Source organism: Rathayibacter sp. AY1A4, assembly GCF_002930955.1.
Classification (GTDB): domain Bacteria; phylum Actinomycetota; class Actinomycetes; order Actinomycetales; family Microbacteriaceae; genus Rathayibacter.
The window spans coordinates 25,848-50,402 of record NZ_PSTN01000011.1 but is presented as its reverse complement, the minus strand read 5'-3'; the positions used below and the strand labels follow the sequence as shown (position 1 = coordinate 50,402).

Below are 24,555 nucleotides of genomic sequence, written 5' to 3'. Positions count from 1 at the left end.
GGAGGGCCGGCGCCCTCACACCACCGAGAACCCCGCGGCGAGGGGCTCCCGCCCGCTCAGCGCGAGCAGGAGCTCCTCGCCGCGTCCGGCTCGAGCGGCCAGCCCACCGGTCAGCGCGCAGCACGCCTCGACGGCCTCGGCGGGCAGCACGTGCGGGATCCCGGTGGCCCGCGAGAGGTCGAGCGTGTGCACGACCAGCTCGAGCAGCCGGGTCCGGAGGTACTCGTCCAGCTCGATCGCGTGGCCGCCCACGGCGACGAGGCGGCCGGGACGCTGAGCGGCGACCAGCTCGACCGCGCGGCCCGCCGCCTCCGCCAGCGCCTGAGCCGGCCTGTCGCCGAGCAGCAGCCCCGCCTCGACCCCGCGCCGCGCCACCGCCGCGGGGTCGGCGACGTTCCCGGCCAGCGCGGCGTAGTAGTCGAGCGCGTCCTCGATGGTCGGCTCGGGCGGCTCCGGAGCGAGGAGGTACGCCTCGACCGTCAGCACCGCCCGCGACGCGTGGCCCGCGAGGCCGCGGACGTCCCAGACACCGAGCCCCGGCTGCTCCCACTGGTCCTCCCGCACCTGCGCGAGCAGGCCGACGAGGGCGGCGGCGGCGGACTCGAACAGCGCGGCGGTGCTCATGGAGCCATGCTGGCACGGTGCCCCACACTGATCGCATGAGCAGTCCCCGCCGCCCCGGTCCCGTCACGCTCGTCGGCCGCTCGATCGTCCTCGAGCCGCTCGCCGCCGAGCACGTCGAGCCGCTCGGGCGGGCGATCGGACGTCCGGAGGTGTTCGCCGGCGGCTACGGAGGAGGACCGTCCGGCCTCCCCGGCACCCCGGAGGAGTTCCGCGCCTTCGTCGACCGCTACTACCCCTGGGGCACGGGCCTGCCGTTCGCCGTGCTGCAGGAGGGACGCGTCGTCGGCACGACCTCGCTGGCCGACTTCGACGAGGCGCGCGAGGCGGCCCACCTCGGCTGGACGGCCTACGCGCCCGAGACGTGGGGCACCGTCGTGAACCCGGAGGCGAAGCGGCTGGTGCTCGGGCTCGCCTTCGACAGCGGCTACGAGCGGGTGAAGCTCCAGGCGGATGCGGTGAACGCGCGCTCGCGGGCCGCGATCCTCCGCCTCGGCGCCGTGTTCGAGGGGGTGCTCCGCCACGACCAGCGCCGGGCCGACGGCTCGTGGCGCGACACGGCCGTCCACTCGATCCTCGCGGCCGAGTGGCCGGCCGTCCGCGACGCGCTCGACCGCCGGATCGACGCGGCGCTAGCGCTCCCTCCCTCGACCGCGCAACCGCTGACCGGGCGGCCGCCCGAGGAGTAGGAAGGAGGCATGGAACGCATCCACTACGCCGGCAGCTCCGTGCTGACGGGTACCGCCATCGCGCGGTCGCTGCTGGCCTACGCGGAGGCGCTGGCGCTCACCAAGGGGTCGATCACGGTCGACATCCCGATCCGCCAGGAGTCCGGCCGGCCCGGACGGGCGGCGCTGCTGATCGGACCGGCGAGCCAGCTGTTCTCGGAGTCCGAGGACGACGGAGCCGAGGAGCTGCTCGACGAGGAGCTCGTCGAGCGCTTCACCCGGGAGACGGCCCGCCTGGGCGTCTCGCACCCCGTGGCCGAGGAGGACGGCGGCGCCGGGCCCCTCTCCGCCGTCGACACCGAGATCCCGCACTTCCACGGGGAGGACGACTCCTGGTGAGCATCCGGGGCGCCGGTAGGATCGACACTCACGACTCCGCCCGATCCTTCGCGGACGGGCGACTTCCCGAACGGAGAACCGCCTGATGGGGCGACTGATCTACGACTCGACCCTCGAGGCCGACTTCGACGACCGTCTGCTGGCGCACCTGCAGATCGTGATCGGCTCGAAGCTCGCGCGCAACGAGTCCTTCTACTTCTCGTGGAAGGACTCGCAAGCGGTCGGCGACGGACGCACCTCGATCTGGCTGCACCCCGCCATCCCGTTGCGCTTCAAGTACCACGGCGGCCGTGCCCCGAACATCAACCCGGACTGGATCCGCCAGCTGCTCGCCGACTCGCACACGGCGCATGGGCTGCGGATCAGCGAGGAGCCCCACGGGACCGCCCGTCAGAGCGAGGAGAGCATGCTGTGAAGCGCGTCGAGATCATCTACGGCGGAGCGCCGTTCAGCCTGAGCGAGACGTCGGCCGCGGAGGTGCGCGAGAGCATCGACCGCGCCCTGGACGGCTCCGCGTCGCGCTGGATCACGGTGAACCAGGGCGAAGGCGAGCCCCGCGAGACCTCGATCCTGATCACGCCGGGAGTGGCGTTCTCGGTCGCCGACGTCGCGCGCTGAGGTCGACGCCGCGGTCACGGTGACCGCCGGGGCTCGCGCTGCAGGCTCGGTCCGGGGCGCTCGCACCGCCGGCCCGCCTCGGAACGACTGCCGTCCTCAGCGCACCCGCCCCGCTCAGCCCGCCAGCACGCGCGGGAACTCCCCCGGGATCTCGCTCGCGAGGTACCCGGCCGGGCCGATCCGCGCGGAGAGGCGCGTGTCCGCCTCCGTGTGCAGGAACGCGCCCCAGGCGGCCGCGCCCATCGGGTCGACGCCGCGCCCGCGCAGGCCCGCCGTCGCTCCGGCGAGCACGTCGCCGCTGCCCGCGGTGGCCAGCCCGGGGTGCTCGCCCTCGATCCGCACCGCGGCGCCGTCGGGCGAGGCGATCGTGTTGAACAGGCTCACCACCGCGCCGTAGCGCTCGGCGACAGCGAGGGCGGCCCGCTCGACGTCGTCGACCTCCTCGCCGAGGAGCCGGGACGCCTCCTCCGAGTTCGGGGTCAGCAGGAGCCGGCCCGCGAGCCTCCGCGCGAGACGGCGCTGCCCGGGGAGGACCCCGAGCGGGAAGGCGTCGAGGTGCACGGCCGGCACGTCGTCGAGGAGCGGAGCGAGGGCCCGCAGGGTCGCGGCGGTCGCGCGCGGGTTGTCCAGGCCGGGTCCGATCAGGGCGACGTCGGCGGAGGAGAGCTCGCCGGCCAGGACGTCGAGCCCGCGGCCCGAGACGGAGCCGGTGCGCGTCTCCGCGAGCGGGACCACTCCGCACTCCGGCAGCGCGACCGCGGTGGCCGACGCGACCGACTCGGCGACGCAGAGCGTGATGCGACCCGCGCCGGTCCGCAGCGCGGCGATCCCCGCGAGGATCGCGGCGCCGGGCGTCTTGCGGGCGCCGCCGACGACGACCACGTCGCCGCGGGAGTGCTTCGAGCCTCCGGGCTCCGGGAGGGGCCAGCGCTGCTCGAGCAGGGCGCGGGAGACGAGGTCACTCATGAGGGTCTCCTTCTCCGTCCGCGCGGTCGTCGTGCCGGGTGACGGGGGCGCCGGAGCGCTCGAGGTGGGACGTGCGGTTGAAGAGCTCGAGGCGCCACGCGTCGCCGTCGCGGACGAGACGGGTGACGGAGCCGTTGGCGACGGGCGTCGAAGCGCCGATGTCGAGCAGCTCGTGCTCGGAGAGGCCCTCGAGGACGTAGCGGAGGACGAGGACGACCGCGTCGTGGCAGAAGAGGATCGCCGGCCCGGGAGGCGCGGCGACGGCGAGGTGGTCGACGAAGGCGCGGACGCGGAGCGCGAGGTCCGTCCAGGCCTCGCCTCCCGGCGGCCGGTAGTAGAACTTGCCGAGCCACTCGCGCCGCGCCGCCTCCTCGGGCATCCGGGCCCGCACGCCGGCGGAGGTGAGGCGGTCGGTGACGCCGAGGTCGCGGTCGCGCAGGCGCTCGTCGGGGCGCAGCCGCAGGTCGATGCCGGCCTCGCCGAGGGCGAGGCGGGCGGTCGCGGAGGCGCGGCGGTAGGGCGACGTCCAGGCGGAGGCGGGCCGCGCCTCCTCGGCCAGCCAGCGGCCGAGCGCGCGCGCCTGCTCCTCGCCGGCGGGGGAGAGCTCGACGTCGGGGTCGCGGCGGTCGACGGCGATCTCGTGCGCCCCCGAGGCCTCGGCGGCGCTCGCCGCGATGTTGGCGAGGCTCTCGCCGTGGCGGACGAGGAGGAGCTCGGTCGGGCCGGTGGAGGAGGCGGGCATGGCTCCACGCTCCGCCTCGCGGGCCGGAGGCGCCAGGGGGTTCCGCCGCGGCGACGCGGGTTGCTACGGAGTCGTCAGGGGTTCCGCCGTCGTCAGGGCGCCTCTCCGTCGGCGCGCTCCTCCGCCGAGACCGCCGTGACGACCGCGGTGAGCGTCTCGGGGTCGCTCAGGATGCGGAAGTGCCCGCCGGTCTCGATCCGGACGTTGACCGCGCCCTCGAGCATGCTGCCCTCGGGGATGTGCGGATCGAAGAGGCCGAACACGGACGTGATCCGCGCGTTCGCTCCGGAGCGGCTCGACAGCAGCAGGGTCGTGGCGTCGCGCGGCGAGAAGGCGCGCAGGCTCCGGAGGACCAGGTAGGGCGCGTAGCGGGAGCCGCCGAACGGGGTCGCCACGGCGACCATCCGGTCGACCCGGCCGTCCGGGTCGAGCTCGGTCATCACGTACTTGCCGATCAGTCCGCCCTTGCTGTGGGCGACGATCACCACGTCGCGGAGCCCGTGCTCGGCGAGGTAGGCGGCCACGTCCTCGGCCGTCCGGGCGACCGGGCGGCCGTTGCGGCCGAGGCTCGTCAGCACGTGGAGAGGGTGCCCGCGCTCGTGCAGCGGATCGATGATCGGGCGGAGGAAGGACCAGGTCTCCCAGATCCCCGGCAGGACCACGACGGGCCGCCGGTCGCCGTCGAGGTAGTCGTCCGGGGCACGGCGCGAGAGGACGCCGCGCACCTGCCAGGCGACGGCGTAGGCGTAGTCGCGGATCCACCAGACGGCGTCGCGGACCAGGCGTCGGAGCCGGCTCATGCGGCCGGCTCCGACCGGAGGGGGAGCGGGGCGGCGGGCCTCTCGCCGAGCGCAGCGGCGAAGCGGAGGATCTCGCGGGCGAGCGCTCCGGGCTCGGTGCGGGGGACGACGTGGCGCGAGCCGGCGAACTCGACGAGCCGCCCCTCGCGCGCGTGGGCCGTGAGCCGCTCGCACCAGTCACGGGTGGCGATCGGATCGTCGCGGCCGCGGGCGACGAGGACCGGCACCTCCAGCCGGGCGACGCGCTCCTGCACCGGATGCCTCAGCATCTCGGGCAGCTGGCGCAGGTACCAGCGCAGGCCGCCGCGCAGGTAGTCGGCCAGCAGGATCGCGTCGACGCCCACCGGCTCGCCGAGGCAGTCCCGCAGCAGCGCGAGCCCCTGGCGGACCGCTCCGGGCCGCTGCGGATCCACTACCGGCCCGATGAGCACCGCGCCGTCGACCAGGCCGGGCGCGCGCAGCCCCAGCTCGACCGCCACCTGCGACCCCATCGAGTGCCCGACGACGACCGCGCGCGAGACGCCCAGTCCGCGGAGGACCTGCTCGACCTGCCGCGCGTGGTCCTCGAGGCCGACCCTCCGCCGCGGTCGCCCGTTCGCGCCGAAGCCGGCGAGGTCGACGCCGATCACCCGGCCGTGCCGCTTCAGGCGGGCGGCGAGCGGCGAGAAGGTGTGGTGCGACATCCCGATCCCGTGGATCAGGACGAACACCGCGCCCGCTCCGGCCGGACCGGTGTCGACCGTCCGCAGCGTGACGCCCTCGACGGAGTGCTGGATGAAGCCGGAGCGGCGAAGTCGTTTCAGGAGCACTTCCCCAGGCTAGAGATTCGACAGTCGACGTGGTGCGATTCGCCCATCGATTCTGTGACTTAAGGCGGCGAGGCCCTGGTCGAACGCACAGAGAACAAAGGGAGCTCGCCTCTTGCGGATCTCACGAAAGAATCGGCATGCGTACAGCCCACTCTCCTCGGGTGTTCCGGGACGACCCGACGGTCACGACGTCAGCGATCGGGCCGAGCCGTTGCCGTAACTTGATGAGCAACTCGGACGGGTCGACGATCGGAACGGCCCGGTCCTCGCAATGGAGAACGATCTTCACGGAAAGGACCTGACCGGAGCGGATCGCGAGATTCTTCTCGGCCGAGTCCTCCGCCTTCCGAGTCGCGGCAGCTAGTCCGGCGAGGGTGGCGGTAACTTTCTTCGCGACGGTCACGGCTAGCTCGGTCGGATGCAATCCTCTTGCATTTGCGTGCCGATAGTCTTTGACCTCTATCAGGACCAGGCGGAGATCGATACCGTCGGGATTGCGCTCAATGGCGACAACGTCGACTGCCTTGATGCCGTCGTGAACTCGAAGGAAAATATTCCGAAAGAAGTCGGACTCGTCGTACTTAAGGACGTCCCAGTTCTCGGGAAACGAGAAGTCGGCGCCATCTACGTCGAGGATCATGCTTCGCTCATGGCGTCGAGGTAACGATCCGACTGGGCGAGCGACTCATCGAGGACAGCGAGACTCTCCAATTCGTCGAGGAACTGACCTGCGTCTGTCCTGACCCCGTCTTCACCTCTGGAAAGAGTGACGAACTGCATGGCCGGGAACGTGTCGCCTTCGGTGCGCTTAAGGATCTCGAGTTCCTTCATCAGGTAAAGACTATGCGTCCCGACGAAGACCTGGACGCCCGAGCGGGCGAGCTGCGCTATCGTGCGCGCGACGTGACGAAGCACCCGCGGGTTCAGATTCGCTTCCGGTTCGTCCCAAAAAAGGAAACCACTGTCAAACAGGGTTCCATTGGCGATGAGCCTAGCAAGCATCGCCAGTTTCCGCATTCCCTCGGCGACAAGCGGCATCTCATACTTGCCGCCGCCCGAGACCTTGAGATAGAAACGACCTCCTTCTTCGACGACGCTACCGCCCAAGGAGTCCTCAAGAGGTGCGAGTAACTCTTTCACGCGTTCCTGACGAGGACCGCGGCTGAGTGGAAGACCTAGAAGGACGCACGTGTCACGCCACGTCTCCTCGAACTCCAAGGAAGTCCTTTCGTACAGTGACACGAACCCGGGGTAGATCGTCAGTAGTTCCCGCGTAGGCAGATAGACGGGCGTGCCTTGAAGGGGCGCGGCGAGTCGGTGCTCAACCTTGACCTCTGATTGCGAGTTCGTTGCAAACGAGAAGGCGATGCGTTGACGGGCTCCCGAGAACTGCAGCTCGACTTCCGCGCGACCGCGCCCTACACGTCGACGGACGAGGCGCCCCAGACTTTCCGGCCTGAAGACGCTAACCAGTTTCGCGGCGACCTGATTACCTAGGCTCGCGGAAAGCGAGTCTCGTGGCGTCTCGTCCGCGGAGAGTACTGAGTACATCGCCTTGAGGAGGTGAGACTTCCCAGCCCCGTTCTCACCCGCGAATACATTGATGCCGCTAGCCATCGGAAGATCTAGGCCGGAGAATACGGTGAAGTCGTTGACGCGGAGTCGTTCGATGGTCGAGGGCATGCAGGCACCGTTCTGTTCGCGGGTGGACTCTCCCGCACCCTATCGGCCCTCCGCCAGGAGAGTCGCAGGACGCGCGAGTATACGGCGCGGCGCGCGGGCTCGAGCGGGGCCATATGGGTTGAGTGCTCATGGTCCTCGTTGGAGCTGGGCCTGCAGCGCCGGACGTGTGGGCGCTGTCAAGCGGCTCCTCCGCGGCGGCGCCCCTGCCTAGCCTCGGAGGAGGGGGCCGGCGTGCGCCGCTCCCGGAGGGATGACGCCATGCGGATCGCGATCGTCGGGGCGACCGGCAACCTGGGGACGGCCCTGCTGCGGCGCCTGCACGGCGAGGCCGGGGTGGAGGAGATCGTGGGCATCGCCCGCCGGGCCCCTCGGCTCCGCTCGGAGGAGTACCGCGACGTGCGCTGGGTCGAGATCGACCTCGCGTCGAGCGTCGCCCCGCGGCGGCTCCGCGAGGCCTTCGCCGGCGTCGACGCCGTCGTCCACCTCGCCTGGGCGCTGCAGCCCAGCCACGACGAGCCGTTCCAGCGGCTGGTCGACGTCGGAGGCACCGCGGCCGTGCTCGAGGCGGTCGCCGCCGCGGGAGTCGGCCAGGTCGCCGTCGCCTCGTCCGTGGGTGCCTACAGCGCGGCGCCGAAGTCGATCCGGGTGACCGAGGACTGGCCCACGGGCGGCCTGCACACCTCGACCTACAGCCGCCACAAGGCCGCGAACGAGCGGCAGCTCGACGCCTTCGAGGAGCGGCATCCCGAGATCGTCGTCACGCGCCTGCGCCCGGGGCTCGTCTTCCAGCGCGGAGCGGCGACCGAGATCGCCGGGCTCTTCGCCGGACCCCACTACCCGACGCGGTGGCTGAAGGCGGTCCGGATCCCGGTCCTTCCGCTGCCGAGAAGCATCGTCTTCCAGGGCGTGCACGCCGACGACGTGGCCGACGCCTTCTGGCGCGCGCTCGACCGGCGCGCCGGCGGGGCCTTCAACATCGCGGCCGAGCCGGTCCTCACTCCGGAGCGGCTGGCGCACGCCTTCGGCGCCCGCCTGGTCACGGTGCCGTTCGGGCTGCTCCGCTCCGTCGTCACCGCGACCTGGCACCTGCGCCTGCAGCGCACCGACGCGGGCTGGCTCGACATCGCGGGCAACGTCCCGGTGATGTCGACCGAGCGCGCCCGCGCCGAGCTCGGCTGGGCGCCGACCCGCACGGCGGAGGAGGCGCTCGCCGAGCTCGTGACCGGTCTGGCCGACCGCTCGACCGTCCCGGGCTCGCCCCCGCTCCGGGGCTGATCCGGCCGGGAGTCGATCAGAGGCGAGCCCTCCCGGTCAGTCGGCGACGCGGATGAGCACCTTGCCCGTCGCGCCCTGCTCGACCGCGTCGTGGGCGGCCGCGGTCTCCTCGAGCGGGAACCAGGTCAGCGGGAGGCCCGCCTCCTCGCCCACCGGGAGCGCGCCGTCGACGAGCGCCGCGGTGATGTCCTCGGCCGCGGCCTGCAGTGCCTCCTCGCCCACGGTGTAGAGCAGCAGGCCCTGCCAGCGGGCGTTCTTCGCGAAGCTCGCGACGATCGGCACGGTGAACTCGTCGCCGTTGTTGTTCGCGTAGTACCCGATGCTGCCGTGGTTGGCGAGCACCTCGACGTCGAGCGCGGCGTTCTGAGCCGGTGCGACCTCGACCACGTGCTGGACGCCCTCGGGGGCGAGTTCGCGGATCCGGTCGGCGAGGGCGTCGTCCGGGTACTGCAGCACGTGCTGCGCACCGGCCGCACGGGCGAGCCGCTCCTTGGAGTCGCTGCTCACCGTCGCGATGACGGTCGCCCCGGCCCAGACCGCGAGCTGGATCGCGGCGTGCCCGACGGCTCCGGCGCCGCCCTGGACCAGGACGGTGCGGCCGGCGAGGGCGCCGGGGGCGAGGCGGGAGGGGCCGTGCTCGTGCACGGTGAGGGCGCGGTGGGCGGTCATCGCGGGGACGCCGAGGCTCGCGGCGACGTCGGTGCCGACGCCCTCGGGCAGGCGCACGACGTGCTCGGCGGCGAGCACCGCCGACTCCTGCGCGGTGCCGGTGGGGCGGCGGTGCGCGGAGAGGTACATCCAGACCCGGTGGCCGACGGCCAGGCCCTCGACGCCCTCGCCGAGCGCCTCGACGACACCGGCGCCGTCCTGGTTCGGCACGACCTCGTCGAACGCGAGGTCGCCGTCTGCGCGCGCCTTCCAGTCGGTCGGATTCACGCCCGACGCCAGGACGCGGACGCGGACCTCGCCGGCGCCCGGCGCCCGCTCCTCCCGGTCGACGAGGGAGAGGACGGAGGAGTCACCGGTGCGGGAGTAGACGATCGATCGCATACGGAGGGCAAGGAGCGCGGGCGGCGGTGTATTCCCGGCGGCACGACGAAGGGCGGCGGGCCCGGAGGCCCACCGCCCTGTCAGCGCCGAGGGATCAGTGCTGCACGTCCTCCTGGACGGCGTGCTTGGCCTCGCGGGCCGAGTCCTTCACGTCGTCGGTGGCGGAGGTGCCCGCCTCCTTGACGTTCTGCGCGGCGTCGGTCGCGGTCTCCTTGACGGAGGCGAAGGCCTGCTGCGCGGGCTCGCGGAGCTCGCTCGCCGCCTCCTTGGCCGCGTCGGTCACCTTGTCGACGACCGGCTGGGCCTGCTCCTTGACGCGGCTCGCCGCCTCCTTCTCCTTGCTGGAAGCGGGGATGAGCGAGGCGACGAGGAGTCCGGCGCCGAGGGCGATGAGCCCCACGGCGAACGGGTTGCCCTCGGCCTTGGCCTTCGCCGAGCCCGCACCGCTCGAGAGCGAGTCGGAGGCGTCGTGCGCCGAGCCCATCACGCGGTCGCGGACGGAGCCCACGGCCGACTTGACCTTGTCGGTCTGACGCTGCGCGATGGCGGACGGGCTGACCTTCTCGGCCAGCGCGTCGACGTCTCCGCCGAGCTCGAGGCGCGTGCGCTCGATGTCCGCCCGGATCTCCTCGGGTGTCTTGTTCTGTCCTGCGTCGTACGTCATCGTCCTGCCCCGTTCGGCTTGAGGGTGTCGGGAATCTTCTTGAGGGAGTCGACCGTCTCGGGAGCGCCGTCGACCTGCTTCAGGCTCTTGCGGCCCACCGCGTAGAGGATCGCGGCCACGATCGCCCAGATGACGGCCACGACCACTCCGGACCAGCCGTTGCCGATCAGAGTGCCCAGGCCCCACCAGAGGGCGATCGAGAGGAAGAGCACGGCCATCAGCGCGGCGTACCCCGCCCCGCCGAGGAGGCCCGCTCCCTTGCCCGCCTTGCCGGCGGACTCCTTGAGCTCGGCCTTGGCGAGGGCCATCTCCTGGCGGATCAGGGTGGAGAGGTCGCGCGAGACCTCGCCGAGCAGATCGCCCAGCGACGTCGACCCGGCCCGCTGGTCGGGCGTCTCCGTCGAGCGGTGGACGCCCGTCGGGTCGGTCACAGCCGGCCGCCGTTCGGGAAGCCGCCGTCGAGCGGGTCGGCGACGGGCTCGGTCGGCGCGTAGTCGCGCTCGAGGGAGCTCGATCCGACGGTGCCGTAGGCGGACGCGACGGGCGCGTCGTACGCGGAGGCGTCGGAGTACGCGGTGGTCGAGGCGGGGGCGTCGAACTCGGGCCCGTCGGTGCGGGTGCTCGTCGCCTCCTTCTCGTCCTTCGCCTCGGCGGTCAGGGCGCGGATGAGGCGCCCGCCGACGAGTCCCGTCGCCGCGGCGATGAGGATGAAGGCACCCGGGCGGCGGCGGGCGAACGCGCGGACGTCGTCGAGGAGCTCGGACGGGTCGCGGTTCTCGAGCCACGAGGCCACACCGTGCACGCGGGTGGCCGCCTGGGAGACGAGCTTCGCGGCGGCGTTGTCGCTGCCGCCCTCGCCGTTGGCCAGCGCGGTCAGGTCGTCACTGAAGGCGCGGGCGCCCTTGGCGGCGTTCTCCTTCTGGGCGTGGGCCTGCTCGGTGAGCTGGGTGCGGCTCTGGTCGTAGAGGTCCTTGACCTGGACCTTGGCCTCCTGGACCACGTTGGCGGCCTCGTCCTTGCCGGTCGAGAGCACTTCGCTCGCGGCCTGCTTGGCGTCGCCGGCGACGGCGCCGGCCTGGTCCTTGGCGGTGCCCGCGGCGGCGCTCGCCTTCTCCTTCGCGGAGTCGGCCGTGCCGCCCGAGGAGGAGCCGGAGGAGGTGTCCGTGGAGGCGACGTGCGCCCCGCTGTCGATGGGGGTCTCGGTCGCGCCGAAGTTCGCGGCGCCGTCTCCGAACGGAGGTGAAGCGGGATCGATGTTCGACATCGTCTGTCCCTTCCAGGATCGAGTGGGGAATGAATGCGTGCCGGCGTCGCCAGTCTGTTCGGGCCCTCGAGTACCGGGAAGGGCATAGCGGCTGACCCCCCGATGGGGCTACCATCCCGCGCCCACGAGGGCGGGTCGCAGAGGGCCCGTGGATCGACTGCTCCGCCGCCTCGTCAAGCCCCTTCTGACCCGCGAACAGGGCTCCCTACCGTCGAGAGGACAGACATCGGACGTCCGCACCCGGATCCGCCCGGCTACCCCGGAAAGGCAACCAGTCATGTTCTTCCACCGTCAGGAACTCCAGTTCACGTCCACGCCCTCGAAGCCCGACGCGGTCTTCGCCCGCCGCTTCCAGGAGGTGCTCGGCGGCCAGTACGGCGAGATCACCGTGGCGATGCAGTACGGCTTCCAGGCCTGGAACGCCCACGACCCGGGCAAGTACCGGGACCTGCTCTTCGGCATCGGCGCCGAGGAGTTCGGCCACGTCGAGATGATCGCCGTGATGATCGCCCAGCTGCTCGAGAAGGCCCCGGTCGAGCAGTCCGAGGACGCGATGAAGAAGGACCCCGTGCTCGCGGCGGTCATCGGCGGCTCCGACGTGCAGCACGCCATCGTGGCCGGCGCCGGCGCGCGCCCCGTCGACAGCATGGGCAACCCGTGGCAGGGCTCCTACATCACCGCCAGCGGCAACCTGCTGGCGGACTTCACCGCCAACGCGAACGCGGAGATGCAGGGCCGGCTCCAGGTCGCCCGGCTCTACCACATGACCGACGACCACGGCGTGCGCGACCTCCTGTCGTTCCTCCTGGCCCGCGACACCATGCACCAGAACCAGTGGATCGCGGCAGCCGCCGAGCTGCGCGCGGAGGGCCGGGAGGACCTGCCCGTGCCCTCGAACTTCCCGATCTCGAAGGAGGAGCGCTCCGTGTCGTACGAGTACATCAACTTCTCGGACGGAGCAGCGGCCTCCGAGGGCAGCTGGGCCTCGGGCCCGACCCCGGACGGCAAGGGAGAGTTCAGCTACCGTGTCGCGGAGCCCGGCGGCAACGTCCCGATGCCCCCGCCCACGCAGCCGGACGAGCGCCTCTACGGCACCGACCCGAAGCCGAACATCGTCGAGAAGGCAGTGGGGGCCGTCAAGGACGCGGTGACGGGCAAGTGAGCGCCGCACGGGTCCTCGGGGCGCTCGGCGCCTCCGCCCTGACGATCGGCCTGCTGGCCGGCTGCACCGGCGACGCCCAGACGCCCTACCAGTCGGGGAGCGCGGTGCCCACCAGCGCCGACGACGGATCGTCGCAGACGCCCACGAACGCGCCCTCGCAGTCCGCTCCGTCCGAGTCCGCCACCCCGGCGACCTGATCCCGCGCCCTCGGCCGGCCGGCACCGGTCGAGGGCGCGAATCATCGCAGTCCAGCGGGCGCCCGGGCAAGCCCCTTCCCGCTCCCAGGAAGCGGGCAGTTCCCGGTCCTACGGTCGTGCCAACGATCAGCGAAGGAGGCACCACCATGGGGCTCGATGACAAGATCAAGAACGCCGCTCAGGACATCGCCGGCAAGGCGAAGGAAGCCCTGGGCGACCACAAGAACGACGACAGCCTGAAGGCCGAAGGCCAGAAGGACCAGGCCGCGGCCTCGGCCAAGAAGGCCGGCGAGGACGTCAAGGACGTCTTCAAGTAGGTCTCGGCAGTAGAGCGAAGGCGGCGCTCCCCTCGGGGGGCGCCGCCTTCGCTGTTCCCCGGCTAGGGGTGCAGGACGACCTTGATGCAGCCGTCCTCCTTCTTCTGGAAGGTCTCGTAGAGGGCCGGAGCGTCCTCGAGCGGCGCCCGGTGGGTCACGAGGTCCATCACGCCGAGCGGATCGGAGGAGTCCTCCACCAGCGGCAGCAGGTCGTCGATCCAGCGCTTCACGTTGCACTGGCCCATCCGCACCGTCACCTGCTTGTCGAACATCGACTTCAGCGGCATCGGGTCGGCCTCTCCGCCGTAGACCCCGCTCAGCGACACGGTGCCGCCGCGGCGCACCAGGTCGAGGGAGGCGTGCACCGCGGCGAGGCGGTCGACGCCGACCGTGTCCATCGCCTTGCGGGCGATCGGGTCGGGCAGGAGCCCCGCCATCGACTGCGCGAACGAGCCGACCGGCGAGCCGTGCGCCTCCATGCCGACTGCGTCGACGACGGAGTCGGGGCCGCGCCCGTCCGTGAGGTCGCGCAGTTGCGCGGCGATGTCGTCGGACAGGTCGAACGTCTCCACGCCGTACCGCTCGGCCATCGCGCGCCGCTCGGCGACGGGCTCCACGGCGAGGACGCGGTAGCCGCGGTGGGCGCCGATCCGCGCCGCGAACTGGCCGACCGGGCCGAGTCCGAAGACGACCAGGGTCCCGCCGTCGGGCACCTGCGCGTACTCCACCCCCTGCCAGGCGGTGGGCACGATGTCGCTGAGGAAGAGGTAGCGCTCGTCCGGCAGGTCCGTGCTGACGACGATCGTGTTGTAGTCGGCCAGCGGCACGCGGAGCAGCTCGGCCTGCCCTCCGGGGACCTGGCCGTACATCTTCGTGTAGCCGAAGAGCGCCGCTCCCGAGCCGTACTCGGTGACCTGCGTCGTCTCGCACTGCGACTGCAGCCCTCGGCGGCACATGAAGCACTCGCCGCAGGCGATGGTGAAGGGCACGACGACGCGGTCGCCGGGCTTGAGGGTGGTGACTCCGGAGCCCACCTCCTCGACGACGCCCATCGGCTCGTGGCCGAGCACGTCCCCGCGGTCGATGTAGGGCCCGAGGAGGCGGTAGAGGTGCAGGTCGGAGCCGCAGATCGCGGTCGAGGTGATCCGGACGATCGCGTCGGTCGGCTGCTGGATGCGGGGGTCGGGGACGGTCTCGACCGAGACCTTCTCGATGCCCTGCCAGGTGAGTGCTCGCATGCTCGTGTCCGTTCTCCGGCTCGCGCCGGTCGGGGTCGGTGTCCCTCCACCGCACACCCGGAGGGCGCCGAGGGGGAGGGGCTTGACGCTCCCCGGAGCGTTCCCGAGGGGGATTCCCGGGAGAACGCACGGACGTGCATCCCGCGTTCACCCGACTCACGGCGGCCGAGTGGTGGGATGGGGGGATGGATGCTCTCTACACCGCCATCGCCCACGCCTCCGGTGGAGGACGCGACGGCCACGTCCGCACCGAGGACGACCGTCTCGACCTCGACACCCGCGCCCCGCAGGAGCTCGGCGGCTCCGGCGAGGGGACCAACCCCGAGCAGCTGTTCGCGGCCGGCTACTCCGCCTGCTTCCTCAGCGCCCTGCACGGAGCCGGTCGCCAGCTGAAGATCGACACGACCGACGCGGCCGTCTCGGCCAGCGTCTCGATCGGGAAGAACGACTCCGACGGCTTCGGCCTCTCGGTCGAGCTCGACGTCTACGTGCCGAAGGCGAGCTCCGAGGACGCGCAGAAGGTGGCCGATGCGGCGCACCAGCTCTGCCCGTACTCCAACGCCACCCGCGGCAACATCCCCGTGCAGATCAACCTGGTCGACTGACCGGGCCCTCTCGACGGCCCCTCCCGGACTCCGGGCAGGGGCCGTCGTCGTGTCCGGGGGCGGTCCGTTAGGGTCGGGGCATGACCGAGGAGCTGTCGCACGAGGAGCCGTCGCACGAGGAGTCCCTGGCGCGGGCCGAGCTCGTGCAGATCCGTCAGAGCATCGACAACATCGACGCGGCGCTGATCCACCTGCTCGCCGAGCGCTTCAAGTTCACGCAGAAGGTCGGCCGGCTGAAGGCCGCGCACGGGCTGCCCGCCGCGGACCTCGAGCGCGAGGCGCGCCAGATCGCGCGGCTGCGGGCGCTCGCCGAGGAGTCGCACCTCGACCCGGCGTTCGCCGAGAAGTTCCTCGGGTTCATCGTCGCCGAGGTCATCCACCACCACCAGCGCATCGCCGACGGCGCCGAGGACTGAGGCTCAGCCCTCGATCCGCAGCAGCCCCGCCGTGCGCTCGCGCAGCACGCCGAGCAGCAGCGGGTAGTCGGGGAAGAGCTGGTCGCGCCGCAGCGTCGGCACCCGCAGCCCGAGGGGGACCTCCGTGATGCGGCCGTTCGTCTCGGTGAGGGTCAGGCGGAGGCTATGGCTCCCCGTCGGGCTCGAGGCGACGACCGAGCGCAGGGCCTCGAGCGGGAAGATCAGCCCGTCGATCTGGATGGCCGACTCCGACACCACGATCGAGCCCGGCAGCCCGGGCCGCAGCGCCAGCCGCGCGGCGACCAGCCCGAGCGGGAGGGAGAGCGCCACGACGACCGCCCCCAGCGCGATCTGCGCGCGGTCGCCCGACGGGGATCCCGCGAGGGCGACGGCCAGGACGCCGGCGGCGAACGCCTCCGTGGCGACGACGACCAGGGCGACCGCCCGGCGCTGGAGCGGAGCGCGGTGCGGCCGGAAGCGGACGGCCGAGGCGGGCCCGGCCAGAGCGGGCGGCAGGGCGTCGCGGACGCGGGCGGCGGCGCCGAGGTCGGCGAGCAGGGCGGCGAGGTCCTCCGGGCGGAAGTGGCTGCAGCGCACCTCGACTCCGTCTCCGCGGCACCAGGCGACGAAGCCGTCGCCGTCGGCGGACTCGAGGAAGCGGACCGACCGGCGGGGCCACTGCTCGCGGCGGCGGCGGCCGCGCATCAGCACGACCTGCGTCTCGGTCGTCATCACGCGGGTGGGGGAGACGACGAAGAGCGAGACCGCCGAGGCCAGTCCGATGACGACGGTGAGGGCGAGGAGGCCGAGCGCGAGCACCGACTCGTCGAGGACCCCGCGGCGGTCCGCGAGGACGGCGAACGGGATGAGCACGGCCGCGAGGCCGGCGCCGAGGAGCCGCAGGAGGAGGGCGCGGAGGCGCCGCAGGACCGACGGGCCGTACACCCGTCGCGTCCGGATCGCCATCGGTTCCGACTCCATCGCGTCAGGCTAGCCCCGGCCGGGGCCGGTCGCCCGGAGAGGCGCGGCGGTGGCGCGATCCTCGAGCCACCCGTCCCCGGTTCGGGGGAGGAGTGGCGCGAGGCGCGGCCTACGCCTCCGCGGTGCGGTGCAGGGCGCGGACCGAGACGACCCGGCGGCGGGCGATCGCGGCGACGGTGAGCAGCAGGCCGAACAGCAGCCAGATCACCAGGCCGACGACGGCGCCGGCCGTGCCGTCGGTGCCCTCGACCACTCCGGACAGCGCGTTCTGCGCCGCCGAGAGCGGCAGGAACCCGAGCACGTCGTCGAACAGCCCGGGGACCGTCGAGATGATGCCCGCGCCGAGCGCGATCACCGCCGCGACCATCGCGAGGAAGCGGCCGATCCCTCCGAGCAGGGCGACCAGCCCCTGGTTCACCGCGGCGAACGAGGCGCCGGTGAGCATCGCCAGGAGGGCGAAGCCGACCCAGCGGCCCGGCTCCAGGCCCGCGACCCCGCTCATCACGATCGCGACCGCGAGTCCCTGCACCACGCCGATCACGAGCGCCGGCACGTAGGAGGAGAGGGCGAGCGCCGCGGAGGAGCGGGTCGAGGAGAGTGCACGGTGCGAGAACGCCGCGAGCACCAGGAACGTCGCGAGGGCGCCCAGCCAGAGGGCGATCGTCGCGAAGAACGGGACGCTGGAGGCTCCGAACAGGTCGGTCGCGCTGCTCGCGTTCTCGACCGGGTCCGAGACGACGTCGGCGAGGTTCGTCGACTCCGACTCGGTGTAGGTCGGGAGCTGCGCGACGGCGGCGTCGAGGCCGGTCGCGAGCGTGCGGGTGCCGTCGGCGAGCTGCACGGCGCCGTCCGAGACCCCGCTCGCTCCGTCGGCGAGCTGGTCGGCTCCGTCGGCGGCGGAGGAGGCTCCCGTGGCGAGGTCGGCGGCACCGCCCGCGGCCGTGGTCGCGCCGGTCGCGAGGTCGCGGGCGCCGGCCGCGGCGGTGGTGGCGCCGGTCGCGAGCTGCGCCGACCCGGCCGCCGTGGTGTCGAGGCCGTCGGCGAGCTGGGACGCTCCGTCCGCGGCGTCGTCCGCGCCGTCCGCGAGCTGCGTCAGGCCGCCGGACAGCTGTCCGATGCCCCCCGAGAGAGTGCGCGCGCCGGTGGCGGACTGCCCGACCGCGTCGATCAGCGAGGGCTGCCCGTCGCCGCCGAGGCGGATGCCCGCGTCGATCCCGGCGACGGCTCCCGCGGTCGTCGTGGCGAGGGTGGTCGCGCCGGTGGGTCCGCCCGCCGAGGCGATGACGGCGCGCGCGGCGAGGCACTGCGTCGTCTCGCAGCCCTCGAGCGCGGCGCTGAGCGCCTCGAAGGTCCCCGCAGTGGCGGCGGCGGCGCCGGCGCTGAGGGCGGCGACCTGCTGGGTCCCGTCGCCGGTCCTCACCACTCCCTCCCTCAGCTGGTCGAGCCCGTCGGCCAGGTCGGAGGCGCCGCCCTGCAGCGCGGTCGTCTTGGTCGCCGAGTCGCGGGCGCCCGTCGCGAGCTGTCCCACTCCGCCGGAGAGGCCGCGCGCACCGGTGGCCAGCTGCGCGACTCCGCCGGAGAGGTCGGAGGCTCCGGTGCCCAGCTGCCCCACGCCGTCGGCGAGGGACGAGGCTCCGGTGCCGATCTGCCCGACGCCGTCCGAGAGCGAGGAGGCGCCGGTGGCGAGCTCGTCGATCCCGTCGGCGAGGCTGCTGGTGCCGTCGGCGAGGGTGGAGGCGCCGGTGCCGAGCTGGTCGGCGCCGTCGGCGAGCGTGCCCGCGCCCTCGGCCGCCTGGCCGATCTGCTCGTTGAGGGTGTTGAAGCCGACGTAGACGTTCTCGAGGTAGGCCGTGGTCAGCTGCGTGTTGAGCAGCGACGTGGCGGTGCTGGTCACGGTGGCCGAGATGGCGTCGTCGACGAGCTTGGCCTTCTCGCTGGTGGCGATGTCGATGGTCGCCTTCGTCGCCTCCGCGGCGTCGCCGGAGTACGAGGTGGCGGCGGCGGAGAAGGACGAGGGGATCGTCACGACGGTCGCGTAGCTGCCGTCGGCGAGGCCCTTGGCGGCGTCGTCCTTGTCCGTGAGGACCCAGGTGAAGTTGCCCGTCGAGTCCGAGCCGGAGACGTTGGGCACCGGGGTCGTGCTCGCGGACGGCGTCGCGCTCGCCGAGGGGGTGGAGGAGGGGGCGTCCGAGCTCGCGGAGTCGGTGCCGCCCGTCACCAGGCCGGCCGCGAGCTGGCGCCCGAGCGGCACGGTCTGCCCGTTGATCTCGACCGGGGTGTCCTCGTTGACCACGGCGGCCGTGATCGTGTCGAGTCGCTCGGTCGGGTTCCACAGCGCCCACACCAGGAGGCCGCCGATGACGAGGGGGACCAGGACGATCCCGAGAAGGGTCAGCCAGGACACCTTCTTGACGCCGCGGGGGCGTTCGAGGGAGAGGAGAGCCATCTGTCAGAGGACCTTTGCGATCGCGCGGCGCTCGGCCGCGGGCGAGACCGCGAGCACGCCGCGGTCGGAGGGGAGGAGGTCGTCGAGCGCCTCGGCGTCGACGGAGGAGGCGACCACGGTGAACGCGTCGTCGGCGGCGCGGGCGGCGTCGAGCTCGGCCCGGATCGCGCCGCGCAGCTGCGGGTCGGTGACCGTGTCGAGGTCGTCGAGCACCAGGATCGGCGGAGCCGACTCCAGGGCCGACCGGACGTCGGCGACGGGGTCGGCGGCTCCGGCGAGGCGCACCAGCCCGACCCGGCCGCGCACGGCGGCGGAGCGGATCGGCACGACCAGGCCCGCGACCTTCAGGCGCCCGGAGTCGGGGGCGAGCCGACCGGCGATGCTCAGCAGCAGCGCGGTGCGGCCGGAGCGGTGCGGCCCGTGGACCACGAGGGAGGAGCCGGGAGCGACCCGCAGCGAGACGCCGCTGTAGACGGGACCGTCGGGTCCGTCGAGGCGGAGGTCCTCGGCCGCTATCACGTCCGTGGATCCGGGCTCCGGCCAGTCGGCCAGCGCGAGCTCCTTCGTGAGGCCCTCGCCCTCGACGTCGAAGGACGGGAGGATGCGGTCGAGCCAGCGCGGCATGTGCCAGGCGCGGTCGCCGAGCAGGTGCAGCACGGCGGGCACCAGCGTCATCCGCACGATGAACGCGTCGACGAAGACGCCCACGGCGAGCCCGAGCGCGATCGGCTTGATGTTGGTGTCCCCCTCCGGCACGAAGGCGGCGAAGACCGAGAACATGATGACCGCGGCGGCCGTGACCACCTTGGCCGAGCCGACGAAGCCCGACTCGACGGCGGCGCGCGCCGGCCTCCCGTGCACGTAGTCCTCGCGCATCCGCGAGACCAGGAACACCTCGTAGTCCATCGCGAGGCCGAAGAGCACGCCCATCAGGATGATCGGCATGAAGCTGATGATCGGGCCCGTCTTGTCGACGTGCAGAGCGTCCGAGAACCATCCCCATTCGAACACCGCCGCCACGGCGCCGAAGGACGCACCGACCGACAGCAGGTAGCCCAGCGTCGCCTTGATCGGCACCCAGAGCGAGCGGAACACCATCGTCAGCAGCACCAGCGACAGGCCCACGACGAGCAGGCCGAACGGCAGCAGGGCCTTGGCGAGAGTGTCCGAGATGTCGATCCCGACCGCGGTCTGGCCGGTCACCGCGAGGTCGACGCCGTACTCCTGCTGGAAGTAGTCGTGCTTGTCGCGGATCTCGGCGACCAGCGCCTTGGTGGCCTCGGAGTCGGGGCCGCCCTCGGGGATCACCTGGATGATCCCGGTGTCGGCGGTCTCGTTGGGCGTCGCGAGCGGCACCGAGGCGACTCCGTCGAGCTTCTCGATCTCGCCCTTGAGGTCGTCCATCAGGCCGAGCGGATCGGTCGAGCCGATGATCGTGCCGGTGACGATGAGCGGGCCGTTGTAGCCGGCGCCGAAGTTCTCGGCGAGCAGGTCGTAGGTGGTGCGCGCGGGAGTGCCCTCGGCCTGGTAGCCGGCGTCCGGCAGGGCGAGGCGGAGGCTGAGCGCCGGGATGCTCGCGACGCCGAGCACGCCGATCACCGCGATGATCGTCACGATCGGGAAGCGCGTGACGACCCGGACCCAGCCGCGGAAGAACCCGCGCGGGACCTCGGCGTGCACGTGGCCGCCGGGGGAGGCGGTCGCCGCCTCCTCGTGCGCCTCGGTGTCGACGTGGGTGCCCGCGGCGGCGGCGGCCTTCGCGGCCTTCTTCTTCGCGCGGCGCTCCTTCGGGCGCAGCCGCGCGCCGGCGAAGCCGAGGAGGGCGGGGGTCAGGGTGAGCGCGATGACCACGGCGATCGCGACTCCGCCCGCCGCTGCGACGCCCATCGTGGTGAGGAACGGGATGCCCGCGACCGAGAGGCCGACGAGCGCGATGATCACGGTCAGGCCCGCGAAGACGACGGCGGAGCCCGCGGTCGCGGTCGCCCGCGCGGTCGACTCCTCCGGGTCCATGCCCTGCTTCAGCTGGTCCTGGTGGCGGCTGATGATGAAGAGGGCGTAGTCGATGCCGACCGCCAGGCCCAGCATCAGCGCCAGGAGCGGCGTGGTCGAGGAGATCGAGGCGAAGCGGGTGGCGATGAAGATGGCCGACATCGAGAGGGCGACGCCGAGCAGCGCGGTGACCAGCGGCATGCCGGCGGCCAGGAACGAGCCGAAGGTGAGCACGAGGACGACGAGGGCGACCACGAGGCCGATCGCCTCCGTGATGGTCACGCCGGGGAGGTTCTGGGCGAAGAGGTCGCCGCCGAGCGAGACCACGGAGCCGGCGGGCAGCGCGTCCTGGAGGGTCGTCGCCTCGGCCTTCAGCGCGTCGCGGCTCTCGGGGCTCGTGGTGGTGGCGGAGCCGTCCATCTGCGCGGTGATGACGAGGGCGTTCCCGGCGTCGGAGATCGTGCCGGAGACGCTGTCGGAGTAGGGGTCCGTGACGGCCGCGACCTCGTCGACGTCGCCGAGCGCGGCGACCGCGTCACTGACGGGGCCCTTCACGTCGGCGTCCTGGACGCTGCCTCCGTCGGGCGCGACGACCACGTACCGCGCGGACGTGCCGCTGACCTGGGGGAAGGTGCGCTCGAGCTGGTCGAGGGCGGTCTGCGACTGCGTGCCCGGGATGGAGAACGTGTTGTCGGTGCCCTGGTTGAGCAGCAGCGCTCCTCCTCCGCCCGCCACCACGATCAGCAGCCACAGGACGGCGACGAGGCGGTGGGCGCGGTACACGCGACGACCGAGACGGTAGAGCAGCGACGACACGCGGTCTCCTGACGATGGGTGGGGAGGATGGCGATACGTCTCTGTACCAGGGCGGAGCCGGGCTCCGATACACGAGCGTATCCGATACAGGACCGTATTCGATACGTGAATGTATCGGATAGGGTGAACGGCGTCGGAGGTGTTGACAGGGCGGGCAGGAGGCTGGTGATGACGGCGATCGACTCCACCCCTCCCGAGACCTCCCGCCGCGGCCGCACCCGCGAGCGCCTGCTCGACGCGGCCTACGACGTCTTCGCCGAGACCGGCGTGCACAGCGCGTCCGTCGAGCAGATCTGCGAGCGCGCCGGGTTCTCGCGCGGCGCCTTCTACTCCAACTTCTCCAGCAAGGAGGAGCTGTTCTTCGCGCTCATGGAGCGGGAGAACGGCGCCCGGGTGACGGCCCTCGTCGAGCAGATGGACCGCACGATCCCGCGCGTCGTCTCGGCCGACGAGCCGCTGACGGCCGAGACGCTGGCCGTCGTCATCCTCGACTTCCTCCAGGGACCTGCCACCGACAACCGCCGCTGGTGCGTGGTCGAGTCGGAGTTCGAGCTGCTCGCGCTCCGCGACCCGCGGATCGCTCCGCAGTACCGCGACTTCCGCGCCGGCTTCGACGCCTCGCTCGTGCAGATCGTGCACGGGGCGCTGCGCCAGGTGCGCCGCGAGTTCTCCCTCGAGCCGACGACCGCCGTGCGCCTGCTGGTGGCGGGCTACGACGACGCGGTCAAGCAGTCGATCCTCGAGGACGAGTCGGAGCCCGCGTCGCTCGAGCGCCTGCGGGCGACGCTGACGGCGATCGTCCTCGCGATCTCGTCCGCCGACGCCTGAGCCGGGCCGGCGCTCGCGACGGCGGCCGCCGTACCCGACGGTCGGCTCCGCACAGGCAGGCCGAGCGGCCGCTGGGGAGTGCCGGGTCCGGTCCCCGCTCCTCCGCCCGCGCGACGAGGATGGACCCATGGAACTGCGACAGCTCGAACACTTCCTCGCCGTCGCGAAGGAGCAGCACTTCACCCGCGCCGCGAGCGCTCTGCAGATCTCGCAGTCGGGCCTCTCGGCGTCGATCCGCGCGCTCGAGAGCGAGCTGGGCAGCCCCCTCTTCACCCGCAGCACGCGCCGGGTCGAGCTGACGCCGGCCGGCCGGGCGATGCTCGCGGAGTCGGAGCGCTCGGTCGCCAGCGCGCTCGCCGCCCGCGACGCGGTTCTCGCCGTGCAGGGGGTGCTCCGCGGGAGCCTCGCGGTCGGCACGGAGGAGTGCCTCGGCGGCGTGCACCTGCCGCGCGAGCTCGCGACCTTCCGCGAGCAGCACCCGGGAGTCGCGCTCCGGCTGATCCACGAGGGGTCCGGCACGCTGCTCGACTCCGTCGCCGCCGGCCGCCTCGACCTGGCGCTGGTCGCCGACATCGGAGCCGTGCCGGGCGGCGTGCGGACGATGCCGCTGGCGAGCGAGGGCTTCGCGGTGCTCGTGCGCCCGGGTCACCCGCTCGCGAGCCGCGTCGGCTGCCGCATCCCGGACCTGGCGGGCGAGACGATCGTGGGGCTGCAGGAGCACTGGGCGGCGAGTCACCTCGCGGCGCGGGCGTTCGCGGCGCACGGCCTCGCGTTCGAGGTCGAGCTCGAGGTGAACGACGTGCACACGCTGCTCGACCTGGTCGAGTACGGCATGGGGATCGCGGTCGTGCCGGCGCACTTCGCCGAGAAGCGTCCGGCCGGGCTGCGGGCGGTGGCGCTCGCCGATCCGCTCCTGGTGTGGCGGACGATGGTGGCGGTGCCGGAGCGGCCGAGCGCCGCGGCCCGCGCGTTCGTCTCGGCCCTCCCGCAGCCGCTGCAGGACGCGGTCTGAGCGGGATCGCGCTCGCAACGGAGGAGGGACCAGCGCCGAGATCCCGCGATCCGCGTCGGACCGGTGCCTCGACCGGATCCCTCCTCCGTCATGAACGGGGTCAGTCGAGCGAGGCCAGCTCCTCGGGCGTGAGCTCCAGGTCGGCCGCCGTGGCGGAGTCGCGGATGCTCTCGGGGCGGGAGGCGCCCGGGATCGGCAGCACGACCGGGGCCTTCGCCAGCTCCCAGGCGAGGCAGACGACCTGCGGCGTCACGCCGCGGGCCTCGGCGACCGCCGCGAACGCGGAGTAGCGCGAGCCGAGCTCGCCCGCCGAGGAGATGCCGCCGAGCGGGCTCCACGGCAGGAACGCCAGTCCGAGCTCGGCGCAGAGCTCGAGCTCCGGCTCGCTGGAGCGGAACGACGGCGAGAACTGGTTCTGCACCGAGATCAGGCGCTCGCCGAGGATGCCGTGCGCCTCGCGGATCTGGTCCGGGTCGGCGTTCGAGATGCCCGCGCGGAGGACGACGCCCTCGTCGAGCAGCTCGGCCAGCGCTCCGATCGAGTCGGCGTAGGGGACCGCCGGGTCGGGCCGGTGGTACTGGTAGAGGCCGATCGCGTCGACGCCGAGGCGCTTCGTGGACGCGCGAGCCGCCTCCTTGAGGTACTCGGGGCGGCCGTCCTGATCCCAGGGGCCGGGCTCGCGCCGCAGGTGGCCGCCCTTGGTGGCGACGAGCACGGCGGAGGTGTCGCCGCCGTAGCTGCGCAGCGCCTCCGCGATCAGCAGCTCGTTGTGGCCGAGGTCGTCCTGGGTGGCGAGGTGGTAGGCGTCGGCCGTGTCGATCAGGGTCACGCCGGCGTCGAGGGCGGCGTGGATCGTGGCGATCGAGCGCTCGCGGTCCGGGCGGCCCTCGATCGACATCGGCATGCCGCCGAGTCCGATCGCGCCGACCTGGACGTCGCCGAGAGTGCGCTGCTTCATGAATGCTCCTTCGCAGTGGGGTGGGTGG

At 72.7% G+C, this 24,555-nt stretch carries 28 protein-coding genes; 12 read left to right on the top strand and 16 right to left on the bottom strand.

Annotated elements, in window-relative coordinates:
- Positions 1–15: 15 nt before the first annotated feature.
- Positions 16–624, bottom strand: coding sequence for a maleylpyruvate isomerase N-terminal domain-containing protein (locus C5B92_RS08485; protein ID WP_104274505.1), 609 nt, complete (start codon positions 622–624; stop codon positions 16–18).
- 35 nt (positions 625–659) lie between these two features.
- Here C5B92_RS08485 and C5B92_RS08480 point away from each other — a divergent pair, with 35 nt between their 5' ends.
- From C5B92_RS08480 to C5B92_RS08465, 4 genes are all read left to right on the top strand, one after another.
- A complete protein-coding gene (locus C5B92_RS08480) occupies positions 660–1,310 on the top strand; it encodes a GNAT family N-acetyltransferase (RefSeq protein WP_104274504.1) in 651 nt (216 codons plus the stop codon).
- Between the two features lie 9 nt (positions 1,311–1,319).
- Positions 1,320–1,688: a hypothetical protein gene (locus tag C5B92_RS08475; RefSeq protein ID WP_104222777.1), complete on the top strand. Its 369-nt coding sequence runs from the start codon at positions 1,320–1,322 to the stop codon at positions 1,686–1,688.
- A gap of 85 nt (positions 1,689–1,773) precedes the next feature.
- A complete protein-coding gene (locus C5B92_RS08470) occupies positions 1,774–2,103 on the top strand; it encodes an ATP-dependent DNA ligase (protein WP_104222776.1) in 330 nt (109 codons plus the stop codon).
- Entirely contained in the window at positions 2,100–2,306 is a 207-nt protein-coding gene (locus tag C5B92_RS08465) for a hypothetical protein (RefSeq protein ID WP_104274503.1), read from the top strand. Before C5B92_RS08470 ends, C5B92_RS08465 begins: the two co-directional genes overlap by 4 nt.
- A gap of 114 nt (positions 2,307–2,420) precedes the next feature.
- Here the strand turns inward: C5B92_RS08465 and C5B92_RS08460 are convergent, their stop codons facing one another.
- The 6 genes from C5B92_RS08460 to C5B92_RS08435 all read right to left on the bottom strand — a co-directional run bounded on the left by C5B92_RS08460 (position 2,421) and on the right by C5B92_RS08435 (position 7,306).
- Positions 2,421–3,272, bottom strand: a complete 852-nt coding sequence (locus tag C5B92_RS08460) for an NAD(P)H-hydrate dehydratase (protein ID WP_104274502.1) — start codon at positions 3,270–3,272, stop codon at positions 2,421–2,423.
- A complete protein-coding gene (locus C5B92_RS08455; RefSeq protein WP_104247480.1) occupies positions 3,265–4,014 on the bottom strand; it encodes a histidine phosphatase family protein in 750 nt (249 codons plus the stop codon). The genes C5B92_RS08460 and C5B92_RS08455 overlap by 8 nt, the downstream gene beginning before the upstream one ends.
- A 92-nt stretch (positions 4,015–4,106) precedes the next feature.
- Complete coding sequence (locus C5B92_RS08450) at positions 4,107–4,814, bottom strand: triacylglycerol lipase (protein WP_104239324.1); 708 nt, start codon at positions 4,812–4,814, stop codon at positions 4,107–4,109.
- Entirely contained in the window at positions 4,811–5,623 is an 813-nt protein-coding gene (locus C5B92_RS08445) for an alpha/beta fold hydrolase (protein WP_104255995.1), read from the bottom strand. Before C5B92_RS08445 ends, C5B92_RS08450 begins: the two co-directional genes overlap by 4 nt.
- Positions 5,624–5,744: 121 nt before the next feature.
- Positions 5,745–6,263 carry a hypothetical protein gene (locus tag C5B92_RS08440; RefSeq protein WP_104255994.1) on the bottom strand — a complete coding sequence of 173 codons (519 nt, stop codon included), beginning with the start codon at positions 6,261–6,263 and terminating at the stop codon, positions 5,745–5,747.
- Entirely contained in the window at positions 6,260–7,306 is a 1,047-nt protein-coding gene (locus C5B92_RS08435; protein ID WP_104255993.1) for an ATP/GTP-binding protein, read from the bottom strand. Before C5B92_RS08435 ends, C5B92_RS08440 begins: the two co-directional genes overlap by 4 nt.
- 258 nt (positions 7,307–7,564) lie before the next feature.
- On the opposite strand from C5B92_RS08435, the gene C5B92_RS08430 reads away from it, so the two are divergent.
- Positions 7,565–8,581, top strand: coding sequence for an NAD-dependent epimerase/dehydratase family protein (locus C5B92_RS08430; protein WP_104255992.1), 1,017 nt, complete (start codon positions 7,565–7,567; stop codon positions 8,579–8,581).
- 36 nt (positions 8,582–8,617) lie between these two features.
- On the opposite strand, the gene C5B92_RS08425 is transcribed toward C5B92_RS08430, so the two are convergent.
- The 4 genes from C5B92_RS08425 to C5B92_RS08410 all read right to left on the bottom strand — a co-directional run bounded on the left by C5B92_RS08425 (position 8,618) and on the right by C5B92_RS08410 (position 11,559).
- Positions 8,618–9,631: an NADPH:quinone reductase gene (locus tag C5B92_RS08425; protein WP_104274551.1), complete on the bottom strand. Its 1,014-nt coding sequence runs from the start codon at positions 9,629–9,631 to the stop codon at positions 8,618–8,620.
- A 94-nt stretch (positions 9,632–9,725) separates the two neighbouring features.
- Positions 9,726–10,295 (bottom strand): DUF3618 domain-containing protein, encoded by a 570-nt coding sequence (locus C5B92_RS08420; protein ID WP_104222768.1) that lies wholly within the window; start codon positions 10,293–10,295, stop codon positions 9,726–9,728.
- A complete protein-coding gene (locus tag C5B92_RS08415; protein WP_104222767.1) occupies positions 10,292–10,726 on the bottom strand; it encodes a phage holin family protein in 435 nt (144 codons plus the stop codon). Before C5B92_RS08415 ends, C5B92_RS08420 begins: the two co-directional genes overlap by 4 nt.
- Positions 10,723–11,559 carry a hypothetical protein gene (locus tag C5B92_RS08410; protein ID WP_104274550.1) on the bottom strand — a complete coding sequence of 279 codons (837 nt, stop codon included), beginning with the start codon at positions 11,557–11,559 and terminating at the stop codon, positions 10,723–10,725. The genes C5B92_RS08415 and C5B92_RS08410 overlap by 4 nt, the downstream gene beginning before the upstream one ends.
- Positions 11,560–11,836: 277 nt before the next feature.
- Between C5B92_RS08410 and C5B92_RS08405 the strand changes: the two genes are divergently transcribed.
- From C5B92_RS08405 to C5B92_RS08395, 3 genes are all read left to right on the top strand, one after another.
- A complete protein-coding gene (locus C5B92_RS08405) occupies positions 11,837–12,721 on the top strand; it encodes a manganese catalase family protein (RefSeq protein WP_104222765.1) in 885 nt (294 codons plus the stop codon).
- Positions 12,718–12,918 (top strand): hypothetical protein, encoded by a 201-nt coding sequence (locus C5B92_RS08400; protein ID WP_104222764.1) that lies wholly within the window; start codon positions 12,718–12,720, stop codon positions 12,916–12,918. The genes C5B92_RS08405 and C5B92_RS08400 overlap by 4 nt, the downstream gene beginning before the upstream one ends.
- A gap of 146 nt (positions 12,919–13,064) precedes the next feature.
- Positions 13,065–13,235 carry a CsbD family protein gene (locus C5B92_RS08395; RefSeq protein ID WP_104222763.1) on the top strand — a complete coding sequence of 57 codons (171 nt, stop codon included), beginning with the start codon at positions 13,065–13,067 and terminating at the stop codon, positions 13,233–13,235.
- 62 nt (positions 13,236–13,297) lie between these two features.
- On the opposite strand, the gene C5B92_RS08390 is transcribed toward C5B92_RS08395, so the two are convergent.
- A complete protein-coding gene (locus tag C5B92_RS08390; RefSeq protein WP_104274549.1) occupies positions 13,298–14,473 on the bottom strand; it encodes a zinc-dependent alcohol dehydrogenase in 1,176 nt (391 codons plus the stop codon).
- A gap of 185 nt (positions 14,474–14,658) precedes the next feature.
- On the opposite strand from C5B92_RS08390, the gene C5B92_RS08385 reads away from it, so the two are divergent.
- Both C5B92_RS08385 and C5B92_RS08380 read left to right on the top strand, forming a co-directional pair.
- On the top strand, positions 14,659–15,078 hold the full coding sequence (locus C5B92_RS08385) for an organic hydroperoxide resistance protein (RefSeq protein WP_104222761.1): 420 nt from the start codon (positions 14,659–14,661) through the stop codon (positions 15,076–15,078).
- An 80-nt stretch (positions 15,079–15,158) separates the two neighbouring features.
- A complete protein-coding gene (locus C5B92_RS08380) occupies positions 15,159–15,494 on the top strand; it encodes a chorismate mutase (RefSeq protein ID WP_104222760.1) in 336 nt (111 codons plus the stop codon).
- A 3-nt stretch (positions 15,495–15,497) separates the two neighbouring features.
- Here the strand turns inward: C5B92_RS08380 and C5B92_RS08375 are convergent, their stop codons facing one another.
- The 3 genes from C5B92_RS08375 to C5B92_RS08365 form a co-directional block, all read right to left on the bottom strand.
- On the bottom strand, positions 15,498–16,475 hold the full coding sequence (locus C5B92_RS08375; protein WP_146079284.1) for a hypothetical protein: 978 nt from the start codon (positions 16,473–16,475) through the stop codon (positions 15,498–15,500).
- 109 nt (positions 16,476–16,584) lie between these two features.
- Positions 16,585–18,921 (bottom strand): YhgE/Pip domain-containing protein, encoded by a 2,337-nt coding sequence (locus C5B92_RS08370; RefSeq protein WP_104326939.1) that lies wholly within the window; start codon positions 18,919–18,921, stop codon positions 16,585–16,587.
- Between the two features lie 3 nt (positions 18,922–18,924).
- Positions 18,925–21,729, bottom strand: a complete 2,805-nt coding sequence (locus C5B92_RS08365; protein WP_104250664.1) for an MMPL family transporter — start codon at positions 21,727–21,729, stop codon at positions 18,925–18,927.
- Between the two features lie 168 nt (positions 21,730–21,897).
- Between C5B92_RS08365 and C5B92_RS08360 the strand changes: the two genes are divergently transcribed.
- A complete protein-coding gene (locus C5B92_RS08360) occupies positions 21,898–22,557 on the top strand; it encodes a TetR/AcrR family transcriptional regulator (protein WP_104234269.1) in 660 nt (219 codons plus the stop codon).
- Between the two features lie 127 nt (positions 22,558–22,684).
- Complete coding sequence (locus C5B92_RS08355; protein ID WP_104222755.1) at positions 22,685–23,569, top strand: LysR family transcriptional regulator; 885 nt, start codon at positions 22,685–22,687, stop codon at positions 23,567–23,569.
- A gap of 100 nt (positions 23,570–23,669) precedes the next feature.
- Here the strand turns inward: C5B92_RS08355 and C5B92_RS08350 are convergent, their stop codons facing one another.
- Complete coding sequence (locus C5B92_RS08350; RefSeq protein WP_104255985.1) at positions 23,670–24,527, bottom strand: aldo/keto reductase; 858 nt, start codon at positions 24,525–24,527, stop codon at positions 23,670–23,672.
- Positions 24,528–24,555 lie beyond the last annotated feature (28 nt).

Coding starts and splice junctions, on each gene's coding strand:
- C5B92_RS08350 (WP_104255985.1), bottom strand. CDS start 24,527: ATGAAGCAGCGCACTCTCGGCGACGTCCAGGTCGGCGCGATCGGACTC.
- C5B92_RS08385 (WP_104222761.1), top strand. CDS start 14,659: ATGGATGCTCTCTACACCGCCATCGCCCACGCCTCCGGTGGAGGACGC.
- C5B92_RS08430 (WP_104255992.1), top strand. CDS start 7,565: ATGCGGATCGCGATCGTCGGGGCGACCGGCAACCTGGGGACGGCCCTG.
- C5B92_RS08410 (WP_104274550.1), bottom strand. CDS start 11,559: ATGTCGAACATCGATCCCGCTTCACCTCCGTTCGGAGACGGCGCCGCG.
- C5B92_RS08370 (WP_104326939.1), bottom strand. CDS start 18,921: ATGGCTCTCCTCTCCCTCGAACGCCCCCGCGGCGTCAAGAAGGTGTCC.
- C5B92_RS08460 (WP_104274502.1), bottom strand. CDS start 3,272: ATGAGTGACCTCGTCTCCCGCGCCCTGCTCGAGCAGCGCTGGCCCCTC.
- C5B92_RS08455 (WP_104247480.1), bottom strand. CDS start 4,014: ATGCCCGCCTCCTCCACCGGCCCGACCGAGCTCCTCCTCGTCCGCCAC.
- C5B92_RS08420 (WP_104222768.1), bottom strand. CDS start 10,295: ATGACGTACGACGCAGGACAGAACAAGACACCCGAGGAGATCCGGGCG.
- C5B92_RS08425 (WP_104274551.1), bottom strand. CDS start 9,631: ATGCGATCGATCGTCTACTCCCGCACCGGTGACTCCTCCGTCCTCTCC.
- C5B92_RS08475 (WP_104222777.1), top strand. CDS start 1,320: ATGGAACGCATCCACTACGCCGGCAGCTCCGTGCTGACGGGTACCGCC.
- C5B92_RS08395 (WP_104222763.1), top strand. CDS start 13,065: ATGGGGCTCGATGACAAGATCAAGAACGCCGCTCAGGACATCGCCGGC.
- C5B92_RS08405 (WP_104222765.1), top strand. CDS start 11,837: ATGTTCTTCCACCGTCAGGAACTCCAGTTCACGTCCACGCCCTCGAAG.
- C5B92_RS08470 (WP_104222776.1), top strand. CDS start 1,774: ATGGGGCGACTGATCTACGACTCGACCCTCGAGGCCGACTTCGACGAC.
- C5B92_RS08375 (WP_146079284.1), bottom strand. CDS start 16,475: ATGGAGTCGGAACCGATGGCGATCCGGACGCGACGGGTGTACGGCCCG.
- C5B92_RS08485 (WP_104274505.1), bottom strand. CDS start 624: ATGAGCACCGCCGCGCTGTTCGAGTCCGCCGCCGCCGCCCTCGTCGGC.
- C5B92_RS08450 (WP_104239324.1), bottom strand. CDS start 4,814: ATGAGCCGGCTCCGACGCCTGGTCCGCGACGCCGTCTGGTGGATCCGC.
- C5B92_RS08435 (WP_104255993.1), bottom strand. CDS start 7,306: ATGCCCTCGACCATCGAACGACTCCGCGTCAACGACTTCACCGTATTC.
- C5B92_RS08380 (WP_104222760.1), top strand. CDS start 15,159: ATGACCGAGGAGCTGTCGCACGAGGAGCCGTCGCACGAGGAGTCCCTG.
- C5B92_RS08390 (WP_104274549.1), bottom strand. CDS start 14,473: ATGCGAGCACTCACCTGGCAGGGCATCGAGAAGGTCTCGGTCGAGACC.
- C5B92_RS08360 (WP_104234269.1), top strand. CDS start 21,898: ATGACGGCGATCGACTCCACCCCTCCCGAGACCTCCCGCCGCGGCCGC.
- C5B92_RS08480 (WP_104274504.1), top strand. CDS start 660: ATGAGCAGTCCCCGCCGCCCCGGTCCCGTCACGCTCGTCGGCCGCTCG.
- C5B92_RS08355 (WP_104222755.1), top strand. CDS start 22,685: ATGGAACTGCGACAGCTCGAACACTTCCTCGCCGTCGCGAAGGAGCAG.
- C5B92_RS08440 (WP_104255994.1), bottom strand. CDS start 6,263: ATGATCCTCGACGTAGATGGCGCCGACTTCTCGTTTCCCGAGAACTGG.